Raw genomic sequence first — 686 nt, 5'->3', positions numbered from 1 at the left:
CCTGTATATAAAGAAGCGACTTCATCCGAGTAGCCGTTGAACATCTGCGTATCGCGCACATTCGGTTTGAACAGGCTGTTCGGCAAGCGCCGCTCGCGCGCCTGGGTCCAGCGTGGATGGTCGACGGTAGGATTCACATTCGCGTAGAAGCCATACTCATCGGCAGCAATGCTTTGCCAAGTGGTCTTCGGCTGCTCGCTGACCAGACTGATGCGCACAATGGATTTCACGCTTTTGAAGCCGTACTTCCACGGCACCACCAGACGCAAAGGCGCGCCGTTCTGGTTCGGCAGTTCGCGGCCATACATGCCCACCGCCAGGATCGCCAAAGGATTCATCGCCTCATCGAGACGCAGGCCTTCGACATACGGCCAGTCGATCAACGCAAAACCGGAACGCTGGCCGGGCATGCTCTTGGGATCCTGCAAGGTTTCGAAGCGGATGTACTTCGCTTTGGAAGTCGGTTCCACCTGCTTGAGCAAGGCCGAGATGGGAAAGCCGATCCAGGGAATGACCATCGACCACGCCTCGACGCAGCGCAGACGATAAATACGCTCCTCCAACTGATACGGTTTCATGAAGTCTTCCAGCGCATAACGCCCCGGCTTACCCACCTCCCCGTCAATCACCACGCTCCAGGGTTCGGTTTTCAGGTCGCCAGCGTTCCTCGCGGGATCGCCCTTGCC

Annotated in this window: 1 protein-coding gene; it reads right to left on the bottom strand. The window is 58.0% G+C overall.

The window, feature by feature from the left end; translation table 11 throughout:
- The coding region (gene msrP / locus AC0T7J_RS25070) for a protein-methionine-sulfoxide reductase catalytic subunit MsrP (RefSeq protein WP_473798416.1) at positions 1 to 686 on the bottom strand (686 nt) is incomplete at both ends.

Source organism: Pantoea sp. E956-1, assembly GCF_982223955.1.
The sequence above is the reverse complement of the archived record's forward strand: the minus strand, read 5'-3'. Positions and strand labels throughout refer to the sequence as shown.